Origin of the sequence: Hwanghaeella sp. 1Z406 (genome assembly GCF_048892425.1) — a bacterium.
In the GTDB taxonomy this organism is placed as follows: Bacteria; Pseudomonadota; Alphaproteobacteria; order UBA8366; family Aestuariispiraceae; genus Pacificispira.
In genome coordinates, this window is record NZ_JBLZHU010000001.1 from 832,697 (window position 1) to 853,324 (window position 20,628).

Below are 20,628 nucleotides of genomic sequence, written 5' to 3' on the forward strand. Positions count from 1 at the left end.
ATGATGGAGCCGGATCTGCGATCCGTTGATTTGCCCACGGCGCGGGTCCTGCTGACCAATGACGATGGCATTGATGCCGCAGGATTTGCGGTTCTGGAAGAAATCATACGCCCGATGGTGGGGGAATTGTGGGTCTGTGCCCCTGCAGAAGGGCACAGTGGGGCATCCGCCATGGTTTCCCTGCGTCGCGAGATTGAGGTGCAGGAAAGGGGGCTGCGACGCTATGCCGTTACCGGTCGACCCGCCGATACGGTTCTGGCAGCCCTGCGTCTGGTGATGAAGGATGCCCCGCCTGATCTGGTGCTCAGTGGTATCAATCACGGTTTGAATATCGGGGTGGACCTGATCTATTCCGGGACTGTCGGGGCGGCGATATCTGCGGCGGCCAATGGTGTGCCAGCCGTTGCCTTTAGTGCGGACCATGTTTCCGGTCACCCTGTGGAGCCCCATACCTGGGATGATGTGCGCAAGCATTTACCGGCCGTTCTGGGGCGTATTTGCTGGTTTGGCTTTGCGCCTAACGGGGCATATGGCGTTAATTTTCCATCCCGTGTCATGCATTCTGAACCGCAATTGTGTCGCCAGGGTCAATCGGTTGATACGATGCATTATGTCGCTGTTGAAGCTGCGCAGGGGCGATATATTTTGCACCATCAGGATGGTGACAGATCGTTGGAATCCGGCACGGATACAGCCGCAATTCAAGCCGGTCGGATCGGGATCACGCCATTGACGCTGGACAGAACCGACAGGGACCTCTTGCATAGAGCCGCCGAAGCGCTTTAAACCTGACGCAAGGTGCTATGGTCTGGCCTCGGTCGGGTCAGGGATGTTGGGGAACTGATATCGGGGCAAGAGACATCGATATTGAGATGGATATGGTCTCCGAACGCGCGCAGCTGATTTTGGGGCTGCGCCAGAACGGGATTTTGAACCAGACTGTATTGGCAGCCCTGGAAGCGATCCCGCGTGAGCTGTTCGTGCCAGAAACCTTTGCCCGGCATGCCTATGACGATTCCGCGCTGCCCATCGGGCGTGGACAGACAATCAGCCAGCCCTTGATCGTTGCGCGGATGACCGATGCACTGGACCTGACCCGCCGCCACAAGGTTTTGGAAATTGGCACAGGGTCGGGCTATCAGGCGGCAGTGTTAAGCAAGCTGTCGCGGCGCGTCTATACGATCGAGCGCCACAAACCTCTGCTGCGAGAGGCAGAGTCGCTGTTTCGAATCCTTGATCTGCACAATATCAGCACCCGATTTGGGGATGGGGCAGTCGGCTGGGCAGAGCAGGCCCCCTTTGATCGCATCATTGTAACCGCCGCTGCGCCGGATATTCCGCAGGCTTTAATCGATCAGCTTTCAATCGGCGGGCGGCTTGTCGTGCCGGTGGGCCCCGACGGGGAGAACCAGACACTGTTGCTGGGCATTAAGGCGGAGACTGGGCTAGAGCTTCAAGAGCTTGGCGGCGTGCGTTTCGTCCCCTTGCTGCCGGGGGTGGAGGCGGGCAATGGCTAGATTTCCACTTCCACTATTTGGACTGTTGGTGATCTTGTTGTTGGGGGCGTGCTCTTCTGGCGGTGGTCCGCAGGTTCGGATATTCGATGGGTCCAGCGTGCCGAGCGGCGGCACCGGGTCCGCAAACACCGTTGGTGGCTCGTCCAGTGTCTCGGTCGCTCAACCGGAAGACGGCATCCATCGTGTCGCCCGGGGGGAGACATTATATGCGATTTCCCGAGAATACGGCGTTCCCTTGCGCAGCCTGATTGTCGAAAACAATCTGACGCCGCCTTATGATCTGTTGGTGGGGCAGCGCCTGCGCATCCCCGCAGTGCGGCTGCATACAGTGCGCCCAGGAGAAACAGTTTACGGCATTTCCCGGCAATATGGCGTGGCGATGAATGAACTGGTGCGGGCTAACCAGATACCATCCCCGTACCGGATTAAGGTTGGGCAAAGGCTGAATATTCCAGCCCAGACCGGGTCGGTGCGCCAACAAACCGTCGCGTTAAGCCCGTCCGCCCCGGATGATGGGACGATATCCCAGGAACCATTGCCGCCCTCTGGCACGTCTTCTCCCGTTGGACAGGATGAAACGCCGGCTTCTTCCGATCCAACTGCTGCCGACCCACAACCGTCACCCCCCCAGCAGGCAAGCTATGGACCGGGCGAGGTGGTTTATCCCCCCGCCAAGCCAAACGCGCCGCCCCGTCTGGTAGGCCCCATTCCCCGTCCTCCCCCCATGACGGGACAGGGATTCTTGTGGCCGGTGCAGGGCAAGGTTGTCTCAGGATATGGCGCCAAAGGTCGGGGCCTGCACAATGATGGCATTAATATCGCCGCCCCGCGCAACAGTCCGATCCGGGCGGCGGAATCCGGGGTCGTTGCCTATGCCGGGGATGGCCTGCAGGGATTTGGTAATATTGTCCTGATCAAGCATCAGAATGGCTATGTCACCGCCTATGCCCATGCTGACAGTCTGTTGGTGACACGCGGTCAGGTGATCCAGCGCGGGCAGGCTATCGCCCGGGTGGGATCAACGGGCAATGTCGAAACGCCCCAGGTACACTTCCAGATCCGAAAGGGGCGTCAGGCTATTGACCCCCGCACTCTGTTACTGACCAGCTAAGGAGAGGGGCACTGTGTCCGATATACTGCACCATATGATCGCAGGCGGCCCGACGCCTGTTGCGCCCTTTTCTCATGCGACAGAGGTGAATGGGTTCGTCTTCCTGACCGGTCAGATGCCAACCGACCCCAATGATGATCAGAAACCATTGCCGGAAGGGATTGAGGCACAAACGCGCCGCGTGATGGACAATCTGATCCTGATCCTCAAGGGATTGGATCTAACCCTGGCGGATGTCGTGCAATGCCGTATCTATCTGACCGAGTTTCAGCGCGACTATGCGGTGATGAACGAGACTTATGTACAGTATTTTCATCCCGGTAAATTACCGGCCCGCACCACGATCGGGGTGACCGGATTGGCAGTAGGTGCGCTGGTCGAAATCGATATGGTCGCACGCCGCGTCTGAGGTTCAGAGACGGTAGGGACGATTGGTGTGGGTGGCCCTGGGCTCCCGCCTGCGCAGGTGTGACGGGAAAAGAAAACGCAAAGAGCGCAGAGCAGGCGCGAAGGGCGCGGAAGGGGGTGTTTTAGGCATACTTTCAGCACCATTCTGATCCTGAGGAGGCGCATTCGCGCCGTCTCGAAGGATGCGCTGTAAGGGGGCTGCTTACAGAAAGATCACCCTTCGAGACGCTGCGCTCCTCAGGGTGAGGGAGTATTTGTCTCGAAATATCGTCATCCCGGACGTGATCCGGGATCCAGGGCGGTAGGCATGATCGGTGCGGGTGGCCCTGGGCTCCTGCCTTCGCGGGAGAGACGTGCCTGTATTTGCCTTTGCGCCCTCTGCGTTTCTCCGCGCCCTTTGCGTTCCTCCACTATCGTCATCCCGGACGCGATCCGGGATCCAGGGCGGCAGGCACGAACGGTGCGGGTGGCCCTGGGCTCCCGCCTTCGCGGGAGAGACGTGCCTGTATTTGCCTTTGCGCCCTCTGCGTTTCTCCGCGCCCTTTGCGTTCCTCCACTATCGTCATCCCGGACGCGATCCGGGATCCAGGGCGGTAGGCACGAACGGTGCGGGTGGCCCTGGGCTCCCGCCTTCGCGGGAGAGACGAGCCTGTATTTGCCTTTGCGCCCTCTGCATTTCTCCGCGCCCTTTGCGTTCCCTCACTATCGTCATCCCGGACGTGATCCGGGATCCAGGGCGGCGGGCATGATCGGTGCGGGTGGCCCTGGGCTCCCGCCTTCGCGGGAGAGACGTGCCTGTATTTGCCTTTGCGCCCTCTGCGTTTCTCCGCGCCCTTTGCGTTCCCCCACTATCGTCATCCCGGACGTGATCCGGGATCCAGGGCGGTAGGCACGAACGGTGCGGGTGGCCCCTGAATACCCGCCTGCGCAGGTGTGACGGGGAGGGGGATGCTTGCAGCGAGACGTTGGGCTCCTCAGAGCGCGGGGAGTGTTCGGCGCTCGCATGCTCTGACGGTGGTTCCGTGGTGTGGTATTTATGCGCGAAAATCCCGGCTGCTGGCTTGTTCCTGCGGCTGAATCGCGCTATCTGATCGCTTCCGCGCCCCCTACCTGTTTTCAGGCAAAATCTGGGAAAGATCTGCCCCTATGACCGAAATTGTCGCCGCTGACCGTATTCTCATTCTCGATTTCGGCAGCCAAGTCACCCAGTTGATCGCCAGGCGCGTGCGCGAAGCGGGTGTTTATTCCGAAGTGCACCCATTCAACAGCATCACTGATGATGAAATCCGCGCCTTTGCGCCCAAGGGTATCATTCTCAGCGGTGGTCCGGCCAGTGTCACCCATTCCGATACCCCCCGTGCGCCTCAGATGGTCTTTGATCTGGGCCTGCCGATCCTGGGCATTTGTTATGGTCAGCAGGCCTTGTGCCATCAATTGGGCGGTGTCGTCAGCACGTCGGATCATCATGAATTCGGCCGTGCGGCCCTGGATGTGCTGGAGCCGTGCAGCCTGTATGATGGTCTGTGGGCACCCGGCGATACGCCAACGGTCTGGATGAGCCACGGGGATCGCGTCATCGACATTCCTGAAGGCTTCAAGGTTGTCGCGCGCAGCGAAGGGGCCCCCTTTGCCATTTTCGCCGATGAGGCGCGCAAATTCTATGGTGTCATGTTCCATCCAGAAGTGGTTCACACCGCCGATGGGCACAAGCTGCTGTCAAATTTCGTACATTCCGTTTGCGGCTGTACCGGCGACTGGACCATGGCCGCCTTTAAGGAACAGGCGATTGAAAGCGTGCGCCGTCAGGTCGGCGAAACCGGCAGGGTCATCTGTGGCCTGTCGGGCGGGGTGGACAGTTCTGTGGTTGCCGTCCTGATTCATGAGGCAATTGGCGAGCGCTTGACCTGCATTTATGTCGATCATGGACTGATGCGCCAGGGCGAGTCCGATCAGGTCGTCACGCTGTTCCGGGATCATTACAACATCCCCCTGGTGCATCGGGATGCTTCTGACCTGTTCCTGGGCAAGCTGGCCGGGGTTGATGATCCGGAAAAGAAGCGGAAGATCATCGGGGGCCTGTTCATCGATGTTTTTGAAGAGGAGGCGACCAAGATTGGCGGCGCGGATTTCTTGGCTCAAGGCACGTTGTATCCCGATGTGATTGAAAGCGTTTCCTTCGCGGGTGGCCCGTCCGTGACCATCAAGTCGCACCACAATGTGGGGGGCCTGCCGGAGCGGATGAATATGAAGCTGGTGGAGCCGCTGCGCGAATTGTTTAAGGACGAAGTGCGCGCTTTGGGCCTGGAGCTTGGCCTGCCGCAAAGCATGATCGGCCGCCATCCCTTTCCGGGGCCGGGCCTTGCCATCCGCATACCGGGCCCCGTGGATAAGGAAAAGGCGGATATCCTGCGCAAGGCCGATGCGATCTATCTGGAAGAAATCCGCAATGCGGGCCTGTATGATGAAATATGGCAGGCCTTTGCCGTGCTGCTGCCGGTCAAGACCGTCGGCGTGATGGGCGATGCGCGCACCTATGATCATGTCTGCGGCCTGCGTGCGGTGACGTCTACTGATGGTATGACCGCCGACAGCTACCCGTTCGAACACGCCTTCCTCAGCCGTGTTGCGACCCGCATCATCAACGAGGTCCGCGGCATCAACCGCGTGGTCTATGATGTAACGTCCAAGCCGCCCGGCACGATTGAGTGGGAGTAAGGTAAGGGCCGAACCCGAGAGTGCTGACCTGAATGTGCGCATGGTGACGCCGCAGCCCGGAAGCCAACGCCCGAAGCGATCCCTCAGCGCATCGGCCCTTACAGCCTATTTTGCACATATTGGGCATAATTGCAGCAATTTCGTGAGGAATTGAAATGGGTAGAGCCATTTGTATGATCAAAGGCTTGGTCGCTGAAGGCAGGAATCAGAAGAATAGACTGGGTCTTTATAGTCGATATCGAAAATCTTAATCAAGCTGTCAGTTAAGATGAAAAGAACACTTACATTTTTGTATTGCTCTTCATTGCGAGCCTTATGGGATGCCAGACAGTTGATCGCGGGTCTTTCGGAGACTTCGAAAGAAGTCTGAATACCAAACCATATGGCTATAAGGTTATTGAAGATTTTACGGGGGAGGCTCCGAGTAAAGTCATCGAATAATTTGAAGTGAGGCCGGGTGATTGCTCGGTGAATGGTGCATGGTCGGACTGCACACAGGATCGGGAAAGAACTGAACTATCAGGACCAAAAGACAATTATCGTGATATCGAATATTGGTATGGCTGATCGCTGTATATCCCTGAGGATTATCCGAATGTTTATCCAACCAAAACAACCTTAGGCCAACTCCATCAAGAATGCGGGCCCCCAGCATTTATGTTCCAGAATTATGGGCGTGGATACTGGGATGAAGTCCCTTCACAAACAGCCTGTTTTACTAATGTTAAACGGGGCAAAAGCAGAGAGAGGCTGATGCCGTAGCCCATATCGTGTAGTGTAATTGTGCGTGCGGCGTTTTACCGGGAGCGACGTGCAGACCAACGGACGAGTTGCAATGCCGTTGCTATGGCGCAGAAGCCGCCACCCAGCAGGCAGACCCCGGTCCACCCGAACGCCGTCCAGATTTGCAAGGCGAGGGCGGACCCTAGCGAGCCACCCAGAAACATGCTGCCGATGAAGATCGTATTGACGCGGGCACGGGCACTGGGCCGCAGGGCATAGATGATGTGCTGATTGGGGATCATCGCGCTTTGCAACGCAAGGTCCAAAAGGATCACCCCCACGATCAGGCCGGGGATGGATATCCAGAATCCGAATATGACCCATGAAACCAGGGTTAGGCTGGTCCCGAACAGCACGATCATATGCGGGCCACGCTTATCGGCCAGTTTGCCTGCAAAGGGGGCAGCCAATATACCGATTGCGCCAATAATTCCAAATAAGCCGGCTGCGTCGGGACCCAGATTGAAGGCCGGGCTTTCCAATTGGAAGACCAGGATGGTCCAGAACACGCTAAACGCAGCGAAGAGAGAGGATTGCGTCAGCGTTGCCACGCGCAGTTCAGGAAACTCCCGCCATAATCCCAATATCGATCCCAACAGGGCAGGGTAGCCCATTGTCGGTTCCGGGTGACTGCGCGGCAGTTTCCAGGCCATTACGGCACAAGCGGCGAGTGCCATTGGCACGGCCAGGGCGAACATTTCGCGCCACCCGGAATGGGTTGAGACAAACCCGGCCAGGGTACGACTGAAAAGGATGCCACATAACAGACCGGACATAACCAATCCCACCGTGGCGCCTCTTTTATTTGGGTCCGACAAATGCGCCGCCAAAGGAATAATCTGTTGCGCGACCGTCGCACCGACCCCGACCAGCAAGGACGTTAACAGAAGCACAGACGCATTGGGGGCCAGGGCCACACCGGCCAGGGCAAGGAACAGCAGACCAAACTGCAGGATGATCAACTTCTTGCGTTCGACTAGATCCCCCAGGGGGACAAGAAGGAATATGCCCAGCGCATATCCCAACTGTGTGACGGTCGGAACAAGCCCAGCCAACTGTCCGGGAAATTCCGCCTGCATGATGCCCAGCATCGGCTGATTATAGTAAATATTGGCCACAGCAATTCCCGTCGCGCCCGCCATGGCAAATGTCAGCCAGCGGCTCAAGACCGGCGGGTCTTCAGCAATAGTCGTGCTGGTTATGATTTCTGCTTTTGTCGGCATGGATACTCCGCGTCCCTATGTGATGCAGCGCAATATGGCGGTCATCGGTATTGGAGAATAGGGGGTGTTTTGACGCAATTTATATGAAATTCAGGAATGAATAAATTGCATGACACTATATTGAGTTCCCAAATGGAATAAAACAGCAGAGTATCGCCTTAAAATTAAGGTGATCCGCCCCAGCATAGTACCAGCCTAGTAATTTACCGGAATGCTCACTACGATATTCAAAATCATGTAAGGGAGTTGGAATGGAGAAGTATCTGGACGCGGCGGAGATTGAACGGCTGATCGCGAGCGTGTGGCAGTGGATCGACAGTAATCTTCTGGTGCCATCCACCGTCGTCCAGGCGGGTATCATTGTCGTGGCCTTCGGCCTGTCAGCGCTTTTGACCCCGACCGTAAAACGCCTGCTGGAAAATCAGATCGGCAAATTGAGGTTTGCCCGCGTTTTCGATGTGGCAATCCGGACCGTGTTGCCACTGATACTGCCGCTCATATGGCTGATTTTACAATGGTTTTCAGTTTTTGCAGCGCAAGAGGCTGGACTGTCCAATCACCTGATTGAAAGCGCGGTCAGCCTGTTAACGGCCTGGGTGGTGATCCGATTGGTTTCCGGCGCGGTGCGCGACCCTGGCTGGGCGAAGCTGTTGGCGATCATCGCCTGGAGCATTGCCGCCTTGAATCTGCTGGGGCTCCTGACACCCACAATGGTGGCGCTGGACAGGATGGGGGTCAATCTTGGGGATGTCCGGATTTCCGTGCTGAGCGCGTGTAAGGCCGGTGTGGTGCTGGTCGTGCTGCTATGGCTGGGCAGCCTGGTATCCCAGATGGTCGATAGCCGGTTTCATAATTCCAAGAGCTTATCGCCGTCTGCGCGGGTGCTGCTCAGCAAGACCTTCCGCATTCTCCTGATCGCCATTGCGATTTTCGCCGCCCTGGACAGTATCGGCATAGACCTAACCGCTTTGGCGGTCTTTTCCGGCGCGATTGGCCTGGGGATCGGCTTTGGTCTGCAGAAGGTTATCTCCAACCTGATCAGCGGCTTGATCCTGCTGATGGATAAATCTGTAAAGCCCGGCGATGTAATAGCCATTGGCGATACGTTCGGGTGGATTAATTCCTTGCGCGCCCGATATGTTTCCGTGATCACCCGGGATGGAACAGAACATCTGATTCCCAATGAAGAGCTGATCTCTCAACGGGTTGAAAACTGGTCCTATTCCAACACATTGGTGCGCCTGAAGATTCCAATTGGCATATCCTATGACTCAGATGTGAAGCTGGCGATGGATCTGGCCGTTCAGGCGGCGCGTTCCATCGCGCGTGTCCGGACCGATCCGGCGCCGGTCTGTCGTTTCATGAATTTCGGGAACGATGCCCTGGAACTGGAAATGCGGATCTGGATTGATGATCCCCAGGCGGGCGTGGTGAATGTCCGCAGCGAAATTCTGTTGATTATTTGGCAGATGTACCGCGACAACGGGATAGAGTTCCCATTCGGGCAGCGTGATCTTCACATCCGGTCCAGCGTGCCAATTCCGGTCTATATGCACACAGAACCCCTGTCCCCCAAGCCAGATGCTTCGAAGATGGGTCATTCAGACGCAACGGAACCTCCGCCATCGTCAGGCACTACAGCGCCGTCGGACGATCAACGATGATAGATCGTGCTCAACGTCAAAATCACCTGCCTGACCCTGGAATCAGTCAGGGCATAGATCATTGATTTCCCGTCCCGGGTGCAAGACACGATACCGTCTTCCCGCAACCGCGCCAGCTGTTGGGACATGCTGGGCTGACGAATTCCGACCGCCCGTTCCAGATCCCCAACAGTGTGTTCCTGCTCTGCCAGAAGACACAGAATCATAAATCTATGCACATTTGATATGGCACGAAGCGCCGCAGCCGCCGAATCGATATCGACGGCAGAACTCTCTCTTATCGGAGTCGTTTGACCCGCTTTCAAGCATGCTGTTGTCATGGTCCCCACCATGGTAAATGTCACCAAAATACGCTACTTCTAGATCGCAGGGTCTATGTAGGGGGAACCGCAAACGGAATTCAAGCATATTTCGACATAGTGAAACAAAAACTGCACATTTACATGAAGGGGCGTCTGATGAAGGAACAGGCACAGTGGCGACAAGAGGGCGGATGCAGTTGTGGACAGATACGCTATGCGATAACCGCCCCGCCAATGTTCGTCCATTGCTGTCATTGCCATTGGTGCCAGCGTGAAACAGGGTCCGCCTTTGCCTTGAACGCGATGATCGAAAGCAGTCATGTCGAGGTGATCACAGGCACCCCGGAAGTCATCATGACCCCCAGTGAGAGCGGAAAGGGTCAGATTATCCATCGCTGCCCAACCTGTCGTATGGCGGTTTGGAGCCATTATGCCGGGGCGGGGGAAGCTGTCGCCTTCGTGCGGGTTGGGACACTGGACAATCCGGAATGCGCGCCGCCAGATATTCACATCTATACCGACTCTAAACAGCCCTGGGTGATCATTCCGCCGGGGGCGTCGCAACATCCCGGATACTATAAACCCCGCGAAGAATGGCCGGAATCCAGCCAAAAGCGCTTTATGGCCCTAAAAAATCGCGAGAAGTGACATTACAGGTCAACGGAAGTGTTGATTTTCCCCCCGCGACGCAATACTCATTGCGCCACCTGAGCAATCGGGCGCGGGAGACCGCACATGTCGGGGCGTAGCGCAGCCTGGTAGCGCATCTGCTTTGGGAGCAGAGGGCCGTTGGTTCGAATCCAGCCGCCCCGACCATTTTTTCTGAAAATCAAATGCATTTCGCTTTCTCTGCCGACGAGGGAGTGCATTTATTTGTTACCTGAGGAATGACCTCAGCGATGACGAAAAGATCTTGCATCCCTGCAATACTGGTGAACTGGCGCATCACAGTAATTTTGGATTGGGCTGAGGTTTCCAGACTCTTTCCAATTGCCACCTTAGCGAAATTATAATACGCCTTTTGCATAGGATGGGGGCAATGGCGACATTATTTTTACCTAGCACATTTGAAGAACGGGGCGTGACGGTTCCTTTTACCACGGACGTGGCCCGCAACGCGCGTTTACGGGGCGAAGTTGCGGAGGAAAGGGAGTTTCTTCTGCCGGCGCTGAGTGGTGGTAAGGGCACCTATGTCGTTCCATTTAAGGCTCTTTCCGGGACGATTGATCTGAATTTGTATGATCAGGCCTTGTTGGAGCATTTGACCGATGCTCAAACCTTTACGCCCTTTGATTTGCGGCGGATCGTGATGGAAGTGGACGCCAAGGGCTATGGCGGCGTCCCAAAGGCGAAGGCGGCAAAGAAGGCGCTGAAAGATGAACGTACGGTCATATCCTACAACCAGTGTTTGCTGATCCTGCGGGCATTAAGGGTCTTGAGTACTGATCCTATCGAACTGGATGTGAATGATCTGATGACGGAGGACGGCCAATCTCAGGCCAAAGAGCAGTTCAAACGTTACAGCGAAAAGTGGAATACAACATCCGAAGAGCTGATGCGGAAATTCCAGCTATGGGCCAATATCATCTGGGCAATCGGTGCCAGAGAAACAGAATATCCGGGTTATCTGACCCAGACCTATAGCAATATTCAATTGATGATCGATGAAATCAAAGAGCATCTGGCGAAAGAGCCGCCAGAAGTTCAATTCGTTGGAAGAGGCGTGATTGAGGCTGCGGCATTGACCAGTGACATTGCATTGCGGGAAATGGACGCTTGCTGGGGATATGAAATTGATTTGGCTGCGACCCTGAGCCAATCCGATAAGGCGATGCGGGATATGTCTGACCGTGTCCAAAAGATCTCCTGGATTCTGGATGGCTGGACACGTTTATGTCAGGTCTGGAAAGAATCTGAAGAAAGTTTCCGGGGCGAACGTCGTAAGATGTTGGAGCAGATTTATGAGGATCTGCCAATTCTTCCGAAGGCTGTCCTGGCGGGTAAGCAGGCGGATATCCTGTCGGGAATTCGCGAAACCCAGAAAAGCTGGGTGAAGGCGAATATGGACTGGCGCACTGAAGAGCTGGATCAGGAAATGATACAGAGACTGAGCGCCTTTGAGATTGTGGAGATTTAGGCCGGAACAGAGGCTGCCAGGACAAATCTACTCCGCCAGGGCCGTAATCTCCCGCCGGAAAGATAGCGCGTCGCCACGGTCTGGCTCATCCAATTCACGGGCATACCGGTGACCGGCATAGGTCGCCCAGGCAATTGGCCCCGGCGCATTGGCGTCCCCGATCAGCTTCACGGATTTTAACCCGGCATCCGGCCAATCGTCCTGTCGGGCCTTTAAGGCCTGATACAGTCCATCGTTTCCGATGCGCGATGCCACCATGACAACGGCATCACAGGGTATCGGGCGGGTCACATCCGTATAGGTGCAATTGGTCAGGACATGATCTGCCCCAATCGCCACCACGCCCCGGTTCAGCTGGATATCAACCCCCATCATGGCCAGTTTTCGATGAATGCTGGCCTGTTCCAGGGTATTGTTGGTCCAGTCCGACACATAGGCGGAAGGCGTGACCAGCACAACCGTGGCACCGTTCTGAACCAGCAACTCCGCCAGTACGCCCCCCATGTAATAATGATCATCATCATACAGGACGACAGTGCCGGTCGGAATGCTACCCGCCATAAGGTCGTCTGGCGTATACAGGGGCAAGGCGGGATCGATGGGCAGGGGCGATACATGCTGACGCGCCACCCCATCGCGCCGCCAGCTTGCCCCCGTGGCAATGGCGATATTTTCAAAGCCGAATTGCAGGATATCGTTCGCCGTCAGGGAGGAGTTCAGATATGTCTCGACATTGCCCTTCTGGGATAATTGATAGGCGCGATAGTCGACCACGCGCCCCCAGGCAGACAGGCCAGGCAACAGGCGCTCCCTCGCCACACGCCCCCCAATTTCGGATTGTGCCTCTGCCAGGGCGACATCGTAGCCCCGCTCGGCGCAGGCGCGGGCTGCTTCCAGTCCTGCCGGGCCTGCACCGATAATCAGAACGGACGAACTGTCGCCTTTTGCATTCATTCTTTCGGGATGCCAGCCCTTGCGCCATTCCTCCATAAAGGTGGGGTTCTGGGTACAGCGGCTGATGGACATGGTCATATCGCCGGTGATGCAGATATTGCACCCGATGCATTCGCGAATATCCTCGATACGGCCCTCTTCGATTTTCTTTGGCAGAAAGGGGTCCGCAATGGAGGGGCGCGCGCATCCAATGAAATCCAGGATGCCGGATTTGATTTGCCGCACCATGACATCAGGGCTGGTGAAACGCCCCACGCCAACGACGGGACGGCTGGTCAGCGCCTTGATTCCCTGCACCAGATCCTGTTGCGCCGCTTCTTCCTTGAAGCGGGAGGGGCCGGAGCAATCCTCCCACGTGCCATGGGCCAGGTCCCATAAATCGGGCAGATCTGAGTGCATTTCGATGAAATCGCGGACTTCCGCATTGCCAAACCCCAGATCGCCGGTGATTTCATCCAGGGAAACACGTAAGGTCAGGCCCATCGAATCGCCGACCGCATCTCTTAGGTCAGCAATCACTTCGCGCACGAAGCGTGAGCGATTTTCCAGGCTGCCGCCATATTCGTCGGTACGATGGTTGGTGGCGCGGGACAGGAAATGCTGAAAAATGCCAAACCCATGGGCGCCATACAGGCAGATCAGATCAAACCCTGCCGTGCGGGAGCGTTTCGCGGCGGTAACAAACCAGCGACGCAGATCCCTGATGTCCTGACGGTCCAGCGCCCGTGCCTGCACCGGGTCATTGGTAAAGGTCCGAATTGGCAGGGCAGACGGGGCCATGGGGACTTCTTTAGTATAGAAATTTGGACCATTGATCCCGGAATAGGCCAGTTGAATGCCTGCCAAGGCGCCGTGTTCCTTCATCCTGTCGGCCATTTTGGCGATCATCGGAATGTCCTGATCTTCCCACAGGCGCAATTCGATAAAGGGGGTGATTTCAGATGTCGGGTGCATCTCGCATTGTTCGGTGAAGATTACCCCCCAGCCGCCCTGGGCCTTGATGCCACGCATTTCTGCCGCCGCCGATGGGTCGCGATAGCCACCACCATTGCAGTGCGGCACCTGATAGAATCGGTTCTTGGCTGTAACCGGACCGATTGCCAGTGGTTCAAATAAAATGTCGTATCTTGGATCCCGTGCCACGTCTGAATTCCCTATTTTGCTGCCTTGCGGAGGTTGGGCAATTCCATTCCTCTGCAAAAGCATCGTGTTCGGAAGCGCAGCTTAGGTAAAGACTAACCATCGCGCTGGTAAGCAAGACTTGATGTAGTGCGAATATCTGAGGTCAGGTTTCACTAAATTTCACGCTGAATTTGACAGCAGCGTACATTGTGAGCCGATAACGTGGCTTCATGGCACAAGAGAGGCCGGAAGACGCCCTCGGCCAAAATAATACTTTGCCTCGCGTCTGGGACTCAGCGAGACAATATGCGATAGATGGCGCCTTCACTGCCCATAATGGATACAGCTCGTGACTTCAGATATCAGCGTTGAAACCGGTATTCACCTGAAACAGGCCCGGGTTGATCGCGGTGGGCAGACGGTTCTGCATGATCTTGATCTGTCGATAACACAGCACCGAGTTGCGATTGTTGGACGAAATGGATCGGGAAAGTCGACATTGGCGCGTCTTATAAAGGGAATACTGCGCCCCTCATCCGGGACTGTGCGGCTCTATGGTCGCGACCCCGCAAAACGCGACTTTGACTCCTTATCTGTTGCCGGCTTTCTGTTTCAGAACTCGGATCATCAGATCCTGTGTCCCAATGTTTTTGAGGAAATTGCCTTTGGTCTGAGCGAAAATGGCACCTCTTCGAAGCGGATTGATTCCACGGTTATGGCGTTGCTTCAGCACTATGGGATCGCCGATTGGCGCGATCGCGCCGTCGCGACCCTGTCAGAAGGTCAGCGCCGTCTGGTGTGCCTGTTGGCGGTGTTGATCATGCAGCCGAAAGTGATCCTGCTGGATGAACCCTTCAATGGATTGGACATTCCAACCCGAAGCCGCCTGAAGCGTTTCATTGCGGATCTGCCCCATCAGGTCCTTATGATCACCCATGACATCGATAGCCTGAACGATTTCGACAGAGTGTTGTGGATCGAGAAAGGGAGGATTCATGCCGATGGTCGACCGGAATCCATCTTGCCCGCCTTCGCCGTCGCGATGCAGGCAGCCGTAGAAAGAGAGTCATCGTGGGAAATGTAAATATTGAGGCGCAATGGCTGCGCCGTTTGCCCGCAGGTTTGAAGCTCTTATTGCTGGCTCTTATCAATGTATTCGTCTTTCTGATAGACAGGCCTGTCTTTCTGATCGCAGTCTTCGCCTGCGTCGTGATCCTGACCATACTTGCCCGCGCCCACGGCCTATATTCCGCGTTGCGCGCGCCTGGACAAATGCTGCTCCTCGCCTTTGCGGCCCATGGACTGTTGGGGGATTGGGTGCTGGGTCTTACTGTCTGCCTGCGAATCGCCACGCTGGTTCTGCTCGCCACAGTGATTTCAGCCTCGATTCCGCTGGCTAGCATGCTTGCCGTGCTGGACCGCATTCTGGCGCCGCTCCGGTGGATCGGACTGCCGACCCGCCCGGTTGGCGTGGTCATTGCTATGACTTTGCGTTTCGCACCAATGCTGACAGAACGTTGGCAATTCCTTGCGGAAAGCTGGCGCGCCCGCTCACCCCGCCGCCCACTTTGGCGACTCGTATCACCCTTTGTTATATCAGTGATAGATGATGCGGATCGCACCGCTGAAGCACTGGTCGCCCGTGGCGGCTTTGATCGGAGAAAATAGAATGGAAAATACAGTAACCCGCGTTGCGCTTTTCGCGGCATTCATCGCCGCCCTCGGATTGATTCCCCAGATTACTTTGCCCATTGCCAGTGGCGTTCCAATAACCGCCCAAACACTGGGCGTCATGCTGGCAGGGCTGATTCTTGGCCCCTGGCGCGGGGCGCTTTCAATCATCGTCTTTATCGGAGTCGTTGCACTCGGCGCTCCCCTGCTCGCGGGTGGACGCGGTGGGCTGGGTGTGTTTGTAGGCCCCACTGTCGGTTTTTTTGTTGGATGGCCCATTGCCGTTATCGCGATTGGACTGGTGTTCAGGGCGACAACTCGGCTCGGCGTTATGACCGCAGGTGTGATTGCGAGCCTTTTGGGCGGTATCGTCTTGCTTTATGTTTTTGGAATTGTCGGGCTGATGATCATTGCTGAGCTGTCTCTGCTGAAGGCTGTTCTCGCCGTTGCCATCTTTATCCCTGGGGATATCCTCAAGGCTATCCTAGCTGCCTATATAAACCGTGAGGTCCGACGCGCCAGACCGAGCCTATCAGAATAAAATGATGCATCGGCACCTGATAAGATAGGTGTAGTTCACATTCTAAGAGATATTATATGAAAACCCTCGACATTTTAGATCGTCTTCTAGCTTTTCCCACCGTCAGTTTGGAGCCCAATCTGGATCTCATCCTGTTCGTGGAGGATGTGTTGCGCCAAGCGGGTGCGACGGTCCAAGTATTGAGGGATGAGAGCGGTACAAAGGCCAACCTTTACGCCACTATTGGGCAAGTGGATCAGGCGGGTGGCGTGCTGTTATCTGGGCATACGGATGTTGTGCCGGTAAAGGGGCAGGCCTGGACCAAGCCCCCGTTTCAGATGACCCAGGAAGACGGCAAGGTTTATGGGCGCGGCACGGCGGATATGAAGGGGTTCGTCGCCTGCGCCATCGCGGCGATGGTGCGCGCGTCCCAATACGATCTAAAAACGCCGCTGCACATGGCCCTGTCTTATGATGAGGAGATCGGCTGCATCGGTGTGCGGTCCCTGTTGGATGTATTGGCCGATGCGCCGTTCAAGCCCGGTTTTTGTATCGTGGGGGAGCCGACCTCTCTGGCGGTGGCGACGGGGCATAAGGGAAAGACCGTCATCCGGGCGACCTGCACAGGGCGAGAGGGGCATTCCGCCCTGGCCCCCCAGGCACTGAATGCCATTCATCTGGCAACGGATCTGATCGCGGTGCTGCGCCAGGAGCAGGCGGCACTGGCAGCAAGCGATGCCCAGGATGCCGATTATGATGTTCCCTATAGCACGGTTCATGTTGGCCTGATCCAGGGGGGCGTTGCGTTGAACATTGTCCCCAATCACTGTCAGTTGGATTTTGAAATCCGAAATATTGCACAGGATGATCCGGCGGAGATTTTAAACCGCATTCGCGCGGCGGCTGACAACATTGTAGCCCGGCATTCAGACGACTATCCGGAAGTTTCAATTAACTTTGAAATAACAAATAGTTACCCTGGCTTGTTAACACCCGAATCTTCCGACGTCGTTGCCTTTGTGAAGTCCTTGACCGGGGCCAATGCCACGATGAAAGTGGCCTTCGGAACGGAGGCGGGGCTGTTTACACAACGCCTATCCCTGCCCACCGTAGTGTGCGGGCCTGGCTCTATGGCACAGGGACATAAGCCAGACGAATTTGTTACCCTGGTGCAATTACAGCAATGCGATCAGATGCTGGATGCCCTGATCGCGCGTTTGCGGGATGGCCTATAGCGGGGCCATGCCGGGCAGGGTGCCCTTTTCCGCAAGCTTTTGCACATGTTCTGTAAAGGCGGAGATAACGCGCGGGACATGCTCGCTGCGCTTTGTCGCCAGTCCCAAAACCATCGGGCGATGATTGCCAGATAGCTTCAGGAAGGTCAGTTCCTCCCCATCCGGTGCAATTCTGGTCTTTGTGCGGAAATTGATCAGGCAATAGCCAAATCCGTTTGCCACCAGACTGCGCGCGACGGAAAGATCCGATGTGCGTTGCGCGATGTTGGGGCGAATTCCTGCCGCATGAAACACGGACAGAAAATATTCGCGGCTCAATGGCAGGTCCAACAGGATCATTGGGTCATCGCGCATATCGTCCAATATGATGCTGTCCTGATGCGCCAGGGGATGGTCTATATCGACCATGACATAGGGGGGAAGGGCGATCAGGTGCTGAAATTCTATATCGCTGGGTATCTCCAGATCATAGGTAATGGCGATGTCGATTTCCGCACGGCCCAGCATATGCAGCAATTCCGCCTGATGGGCTTCACGCAGTGTCACTTCCGCATCGGGGTAGTCTGCCTCGAAGGAGCGGCGGATCGCAGCGGAGATAAAGGGTGCGACGGTGTTCAGGCAGCCAATGGAGATCGGCCCACGCGGTACTGTGCGGATATCGCCGGCCAGATCGGTTAGGGAGGCCGCGTGATGCAGGATTTGCTTCGCCTCGTTAAACAGGCGCTGTCCGCCTGGCGTCAGGGACAGGCCCTGGGCATGTTGGCGCACGAATAGCTGCATCCCCAATTCCGCCTCTAGATGAGAGATGGCTGACGAGATAGAGGGGGAGGACACATTGATCCGCTGAGAGGCGAGCGCAATGCTGCCTGCCTCCCCAACGGCAACGAGATATTCAAGCTGTCTGAATGTGAATCGCAGCGGCATAGATGCCACTAAACCTTAACGCTGACGAAAATCAAGACACTATTAAAGATCGCCCGGTACGCCGTAAGACGGGGCCTCCGTCGGATCTAGGGCGCGCTGTATATAGGCTGCCAATTGCGGCTTATAGACGTCCCAGGCGGTTGCGATGGCCTCAATCGGGCAGTCTTCGGTCCAATCGCAGCGCAAATCCGCAACGGGCCAGGCGACCGTATCGCATAATTGCAGGCCTGCGGAATGGACGGGACCGGCTTCACCGCCTGCCGCCAACCCGGCCCGCATGGCAGCGATCAGGCGATCACCCAGATGCCCCTTGGATGCCATGAACCCGTCCACAATGGCTTGTGGAATCGTGTCATTGGCCAGCAAGTTGCCACCGGAGGCGACATCAATTCCCTCGGCCTGTGTCCAGATGCCAAGCGCCCGAGTGCCGGAATGGATTGCCGTTTTGCCCGCCGTATCAATCGCCAAAACTTGACGATAGTCCATAAAGTTCCGCTCCGCCTGCAGCTTTGCGATGGCTTCTGGCGCGCTGAGGCCCCCTTGCATCAGGTCTAGCGCACCCGGCCCCAGTGTCGGATCGGTGATATTCTGACTGGCAACCGCGCCAACGCCCGCGCGGGTATAGGAACACCGCGCTGCAACAGCAGGAGAGGAAGACGAAATGGCGATACCGAACATGCCGGTCTCTTTGCAACGGGCAACAAGGGAAAAGGTCATCGGTTACTCCGGTATGACAGCGGTGCCGTCGATTTCAACCAACCATTCCGGGCGCGCCAGGGCTTGTACCACCAGGCCTGTGGAAACGGGATGAACCCCTTTGATATATTCGCCCATGGTGCGATAGATCGCCTCCCGATAGCGGACATCGGTGATATAGACGACGATTTTCACCAGATGCTCCATCGTGCCACCGGCTTCTTCGATCAATTGCTTGATATTCTGCATGACCTTGTGGGTCTGTTCCACCGGATCATGGCTGTCGATATTTTTGGCATCATCCAGGTTTTGCGGGCACTGACCGCGCAGATAGACGGTCTTGCCGCCCTGTGTCACCACGGCCTGGCACAGATCATTGTCCAGATTTTGCTCCGGATAGGTATCGGCGGTGTTGAATTTTCGAATGCGGGTATGGGCCATAGTGTTTCCGTTCACAGATTGGGTTGGGTCAGGTTTCAGGACTAAACATATCACGACACAGGCTGGCGAAAGCCTGGGCTGGTTTCGGAAGACGCTTTCCCTTGCGGGTCGCCAGGACAACGCGGCTGGGATCAACCGTATCGGTCAAGGGGCGCGTGATAAGGGGACAGCCATCGTAACTGATATCACTGGCGGGCTTGGTTGCTAGAATGGAAAATCCAAGACCACGGCCCACCATGCCGCGCACCATCTCAAACGATGCGGATCGATAGCGGATATTGGGCGACATGCCATTCTTGGTAAACAACGATTGGAAGTAATCCGCACTGGGCGGGGCATCCAACAGGATCATGGGTTCCGCTACCAGATCGGCCAGTGACAGGCTCTGTTGCGCCGCCAGGGGATGATTTTCCGCCAACAGGACATAGGGATACAGTTCGTTCAGCAGTTCCGTCTCAATATCCCGCCCCAGATCGAAATCATACATCAAGGCGATATCCGTCTCACCGGATTTCAGACTCTCCAGAATGCGGCGGTGATCGCCTTCCACCAATGTCAGTTCAACATCCAGTTGCGGTGTGATTGTGCTCAAGACTTCCGGCAGAACAAAGGGACCGAATGTGTGGAAACAACCGATGCGCAGGCTTCCCTCGGCATTGATCAATCCGGCCTCTATTGAGGCGACGGGATCAATCCGCGATGTCCGTCCATAGGTGCGATTGGCATAGATCAGGGGCGATCCACGCCCGGCGGAGAATATATCCTCCACCTCTCCGATAAATACATGATGGGTGCCGACACGTTCCGAACTCAATACCCGACAGTCGAAGGCGACCAGCGGATCCTTCACCCTGGGGGCGCCGGTCACTTGCTTGGTCCATTCGGTACAGGCGAATTTGTCTGCAACATCATCGCGAAAGCGTCCCGCAAATGTGTCGGAGATATAGGATTGATCATCGCGCAGCACATTGACGCAAAACACGCCATTATCAATGATCGCCTGCGCAGCGGGGCTTTTGTGATGGACACAGACCAGCAGGGTCGGGCGGGGCGTATCTGCAGAGACCGATGCCATGGCTGAGACCGTGACCCCCGCATGACCGGCTGGTCCATTGGTGGTGACGATATTGACCGTGCAGGCCGCATGGCTCATCCCGCCCAGAAAGCGGTCCCGCAGGTCCAGATCGATGATGCCGTCCATGACT

At 56.3% G+C, this 20,628-nt stretch carries 19 protein-coding genes and 1 tRNA gene; 13 read left to right on the forward strand and 7 right to left on the reverse strand.

Annotated features, from left to right (window positions below; translation table 11 throughout):
* The 5 genes from surE (at position 1) to guaA (ending at position 5,751) form a co-directional block, all read left to right on the forward strand.
* The gene (surE, locus tag ACOSDR_RS03895; protein ID WP_420730424.1) at positions 1-786 is read left to right on the forward strand and encodes a 5'/3'-nucleotidase SurE; all 786 of its coding nucleotides are present in this window, start codon (positions 1-3) and stop codon (positions 784-786) included.
* Between the two features lie 86 nt (positions 787-872).
* Positions 873-1,517 carry a protein-L-isoaspartate(D-aspartate) O-methyltransferase gene (locus tag ACOSDR_RS03900; protein ID WP_420730486.1) on the forward strand — a complete coding sequence of 215 codons (645 nt, stop codon included), beginning with the start codon at positions 873-875 and terminating at the stop codon, positions 1,515-1,517.
* Positions 1,510-2,628 carry a peptidoglycan DD-metalloendopeptidase family protein gene (locus ACOSDR_RS03905; protein WP_420730425.1) on the forward strand — a complete coding sequence of 373 codons (1,119 nt, stop codon included), beginning with the start codon at positions 1,510-1,512 and terminating at the stop codon, positions 2,626-2,628. Before ACOSDR_RS03900 ends, ACOSDR_RS03905 begins: the two co-directional genes overlap by 8 nt.
* A 13-nt stretch (positions 2,629-2,641) precedes the next feature.
* The gene (locus ACOSDR_RS03910; RefSeq protein WP_420730426.1) at positions 2,642-3,037 is read left to right on the forward strand and encodes a RidA family protein; all 396 of its coding nucleotides are present in this window, start codon (positions 2,642-2,644) and stop codon (positions 3,035-3,037) included.
* Between the two features lie 1,145 nt (positions 3,038-4,182).
* Positions 4,183-5,751, forward strand: a complete 1,569-nt coding sequence (gene guaA / locus ACOSDR_RS03915) for a glutamine-hydrolyzing GMP synthase (protein ID WP_420724193.1) — start codon at positions 4,183-4,185, stop codon at positions 5,749-5,751.
* Positions 5,752-6,548: 797 nt separating this feature from the next.
* Here guaA and ACOSDR_RS03920 read toward each other — a convergent pair.
* Positions 6,549-7,757 (reverse strand): MFS transporter, encoded by a 1,209-nt coding sequence (locus ACOSDR_RS03920; protein WP_420730427.1) that lies wholly within the window; start codon positions 7,755-7,757, stop codon positions 6,549-6,551.
* 251 nt (positions 7,758-8,008) lie between these two features.
* On the opposite strand from ACOSDR_RS03920, the gene ACOSDR_RS03925 reads away from it, so the two are divergent.
* Positions 8,009-9,421, forward strand: a complete 1,413-nt coding sequence (locus ACOSDR_RS03925) for a mechanosensitive ion channel family protein (RefSeq protein WP_420730428.1) — start codon at positions 8,009-8,011, stop codon at positions 9,419-9,421.
* Here ACOSDR_RS03925 and ACOSDR_RS03930 read toward each other — a convergent pair.
* Positions 9,412-9,741, reverse strand: coding sequence for an ArsR/SmtB family transcription factor (locus tag ACOSDR_RS03930; RefSeq protein ID WP_420724190.1), 330 nt, complete (start codon positions 9,739-9,741; stop codon positions 9,412-9,414). The two genes, ACOSDR_RS03925 and ACOSDR_RS03930, sit on opposite strands and share 10 nt — an antisense overlap.
* A 138-nt stretch (positions 9,742-9,879) precedes the next feature.
* Here ACOSDR_RS03930 and ACOSDR_RS03935 point away from each other — a divergent pair, with 138 nt between their 5' ends.
* The 3 genes from ACOSDR_RS03935 (at position 9,880) to ACOSDR_RS03945 (ending at position 11,860) form a co-directional block, all read left to right on the forward strand.
* Positions 9,880-10,371 (forward strand): GFA family protein, encoded by a 492-nt coding sequence (locus ACOSDR_RS03935; RefSeq protein WP_420730429.1) that lies wholly within the window; start codon positions 9,880-9,882, stop codon positions 10,369-10,371.
* 91 nt (positions 10,372-10,462) lie between these two features.
* Positions 10,463-10,539 (forward strand) — tRNA-Pro (locus tag ACOSDR_RS03940).
* 223 nt (positions 10,540-10,762) lie between these two features.
* On the forward strand, positions 10,763-11,860 hold the full coding sequence (locus tag ACOSDR_RS03945; protein ID WP_420730431.1) for a hypothetical protein: 1,098 nt from the start codon (positions 10,763-10,765) through the stop codon (positions 11,858-11,860).
* Between the two features lie 27 nt (positions 11,861-11,887).
* On the opposite strand, the gene ACOSDR_RS03950 is transcribed toward ACOSDR_RS03945, so the two are convergent.
* Positions 11,888-13,957 carry an NAD(P)-binding protein gene (locus ACOSDR_RS03950; RefSeq protein WP_420730432.1) on the reverse strand — a complete coding sequence of 690 codons (2,070 nt, stop codon included), beginning with the start codon at positions 13,955-13,957 and terminating at the stop codon, positions 11,888-11,890.
* Between the two features lie 328 nt (positions 13,958-14,285).
* Between ACOSDR_RS03950 and ACOSDR_RS03955 the strand changes: the two genes are divergently transcribed.
* The 4 genes from ACOSDR_RS03955 to argE are packed head-to-tail and all read left to right on the forward strand — an operon-like array spanning position 14,286 to position 17,362.
* A complete protein-coding gene (locus tag ACOSDR_RS03955) occupies positions 14,286-15,020 on the forward strand; it encodes an energy-coupling factor ABC transporter ATP-binding protein (protein ID WP_420724186.1) in 735 nt (244 codons plus the stop codon).
* Complete coding sequence (locus tag ACOSDR_RS03960) at positions 15,008-15,604, forward strand: energy-coupling factor transporter transmembrane component T (protein ID WP_420724185.1); 597 nt, start codon at positions 15,008-15,010, stop codon at positions 15,602-15,604. Before ACOSDR_RS03955 ends, ACOSDR_RS03960 begins: the two co-directional genes overlap by 13 nt.
* A complete protein-coding gene (locus ACOSDR_RS03965) occupies positions 15,543-16,148 on the forward strand; it encodes a biotin transporter BioY (protein ID WP_420730433.1) in 606 nt (201 codons plus the stop codon). Before ACOSDR_RS03960 ends, ACOSDR_RS03965 begins: the two co-directional genes overlap by 62 nt.
* A gap of 56 nt (positions 16,149-16,204) precedes the next feature.
* Complete coding sequence (gene argE / locus ACOSDR_RS03970; RefSeq protein WP_420724183.1) at positions 16,205-17,362, forward strand: acetylornithine deacetylase; 1,158 nt, start codon at positions 16,205-16,207, stop codon at positions 17,360-17,362.
* Here the strand turns inward: argE and ACOSDR_RS03975 are convergent.
* Genes ACOSDR_RS03975 through ACOSDR_RS03990 form a run of 4 tightly spaced genes read right to left on the reverse strand, consistent with a single transcriptional unit; the run spans position 17,357 to position 20,624 of the window.
* Positions 17,357-18,286 (reverse strand): LysR substrate-binding domain-containing protein, encoded by a 930-nt coding sequence (locus tag ACOSDR_RS03975; protein ID WP_420724182.1) that lies wholly within the window; start codon positions 18,284-18,286, stop codon positions 17,357-17,359. The two genes, argE and ACOSDR_RS03975, sit on opposite strands and share 6 nt — an antisense overlap.
* A 42-nt stretch (positions 18,287-18,328) precedes the next feature.
* Positions 18,329-19,003: a DUF1028 domain-containing protein gene (locus ACOSDR_RS03980; RefSeq protein WP_420724181.1), complete on the reverse strand. Its 675-nt coding sequence runs from the start codon at positions 19,001-19,003 to the stop codon at positions 18,329-18,331.
* 3 nt (positions 19,004-19,006) lie between these two features.
* On the reverse strand, positions 19,007-19,423 hold the full coding sequence (locus tag ACOSDR_RS03985) for a RidA family protein (RefSeq protein WP_420724180.1): 417 nt from the start codon (positions 19,421-19,423) through the stop codon (positions 19,007-19,009).
* 28 nt (positions 19,424-19,451) lie between these two features.
* Positions 19,452-20,624: a LysR substrate-binding domain-containing protein gene (locus ACOSDR_RS03990; RefSeq protein ID WP_420724179.1), complete on the reverse strand. Its 1,173-nt coding sequence runs from the start codon at positions 20,622-20,624 to the stop codon at positions 19,452-19,454.
* Between the last annotated feature and the right edge of the window lie 4 nt (positions 20,625-20,628).

What these genes read in the sequence shown, in the direction of transcription:
- argE (WP_420724183.1), top strand. Translation starts at nt 16,205, where the DNA reads ATGAAAACCCTCGACATTTTAGATCGTCTTCTAGCTTTTCCCACCGTC.
- ACOSDR_RS03945 (WP_420730431.1), top strand. Translation starts at nt 10,763, where the DNA reads ATGGCGACATTATTTTTACCTAGCACATTTGAAGAACGGGGCGTGACG.
- ACOSDR_RS03930 (WP_420724190.1), bottom strand. Translation starts at nt 9,741, where the DNA reads ATGACAACAGCATGCTTGAAAGCGGGTCAAACGACTCCGATAAGAGAG.
- ACOSDR_RS03985 (WP_420724180.1), bottom strand. Translation starts at nt 19,423, where the DNA reads ATGGCCCATACCCGCATTCGAAAATTCAACACCGCCGATACCTATCCG.
- ACOSDR_RS03975 (WP_420724182.1), bottom strand. Translation starts at nt 18,286, where the DNA reads ATGCCGCTGCGATTCACATTCAGACAGCTTGAATATCTCGTTGCCGTT.
- ACOSDR_RS03925 (WP_420730428.1), top strand. Translation starts at nt 8,009, where the DNA reads ATGGAGAAGTATCTGGACGCGGCGGAGATTGAACGGCTGATCGCGAGC.
- ACOSDR_RS03990 (WP_420724179.1), bottom strand. Translation starts at nt 20,624, where the DNA reads ATGGACGGCATCATCGATCTGGACCTGCGGGACCGCTTTCTGGGCGGG.
- guaA (WP_420724193.1), top strand. Translation starts at nt 4,183, where the DNA reads ATGACCGAAATTGTCGCCGCTGACCGTATTCTCATTCTCGATTTCGGC.
- ACOSDR_RS03920 (WP_420730427.1), bottom strand. Translation starts at nt 7,757, where the DNA reads ATGCCGACAAAAGCAGAAATCATAACCAGCACGACTATTGCTGAAGAC.
- ACOSDR_RS03965 (WP_420730433.1), top strand. Translation starts at nt 15,543, where the DNA reads ATGATGCGGATCGCACCGCTGAAGCACTGGTCGCCCGTGGCGGCTTTG.
- ACOSDR_RS03900 (WP_420730486.1), top strand. Translation starts at nt 873, where the DNA reads ATGGATATGGTCTCCGAACGCGCGCAGCTGATTTTGGGGCTGCGCCAG.
- ACOSDR_RS03935 (WP_420730429.1), top strand. Translation starts at nt 9,880, where the DNA reads ATGAAGGAACAGGCACAGTGGCGACAAGAGGGCGGATGCAGTTGTGGA.
- ACOSDR_RS03980 (WP_420724181.1), bottom strand. Translation starts at nt 19,003, where the DNA reads ATGACCTTTTCCCTTGTTGCCCGTTGCAAAGAGACCGGCATGTTCGGT.
- ACOSDR_RS03905 (WP_420730425.1), top strand. Translation starts at nt 1,510, where the DNA reads ATGGCTAGATTTCCACTTCCACTATTTGGACTGTTGGTGATCTTGTTG.
- surE (WP_420730424.1), top strand. Translation starts at nt 1, where the DNA reads ATGATGGAGCCGGATCTGCGATCCGTTGATTTGCCCACGGCGCGGGTC.